The sequence below is a fragment of the Marinobacterium profundum genome (assembly GCF_001528745.1).
GTDB lineage: Bacteria > Pseudomonadota > Gammaproteobacteria > Pseudomonadales > Balneatricaceae > Marinobacterium_A > Marinobacterium_A profundum.
Window position 1 is genome coordinate 1 of the sequence record NZ_BCNS01000040.1, and the last position, 729, is coordinate 729.

At 54.6% G+C, this 729-nt stretch carries 1 protein-coding gene; it reads left to right on the forward strand.

Going from position 1 to position 729, the window contains the following annotated elements:
• Positions 1–111 precede the first annotated feature (111 nt).
• Positions 112–531, forward strand: coding sequence for a GNAT family N-acetyltransferase (locus MPRO_RS02645; protein WP_067286608.1), 420 nt, complete (start codon positions 112–114; stop codon positions 529–531).
• The last annotated feature ends 198 nt before the right edge of the window (positions 532–729 follow it).

Genomic DNA, 729 nt, shown 5'->3' on the forward strand with positions numbered 1-729 from the left:
CGGCGGCAGCGTCAGATGTTTATAAGGGACAGGCCAAGAGCCCAGTCTTGAAACCATCTGAACACAACGCAGCCAATTTACACTTATCCCAATTCGGGAACAGGGAGCGGCATGAACGCAGAAATCAGTTTTGATGACAGCCAGAACGGGCACCTGGAAGAGGCGGAGGTGTTGGAGCTGTACCGCGCCAATCAATGGTCGGCGGCGGATAAGCCCGCCGCCCTGATGGCGGCGCTGCAGAACTCCCACAGTCTGGTCTGTGCCCGTATCGACGGCCGGCTGGTGGGACTCGGTAATGCCTTGTCTGATGGTCATCTGGTGGTGTATTACCCGCACCTGCTGGTGCATCCCGACTTTCAGGGGCGGGGTATTGGTCGCCAGTTGATGCAGGCAATGCAGGCGCGATACGCGGGTTTTCATCAGCAGATGTTAACGGCGGATGGCAGGGCCATCGAGTTTTATCGGGCGCTGGGGTTTGAGCGTGCCGGGAAAACGGAGCCTATGTGGATTTATGCGGGAACGGATCATTAGGAGCGGTAAAGATTACCCACATGGGTAACAGTCCAGTTCAATGACATGGGTACTGTTCCTTATACACATCTGACGCTGCCGCCGCCCCCTTACGTTTAATTTACTGGTTCTGCCTCAACCTTGACTCCACACAACACGTACTACATATCTACACCCAAAGTGCACTACCACTAACACTGGATACATAAAACTACCAGG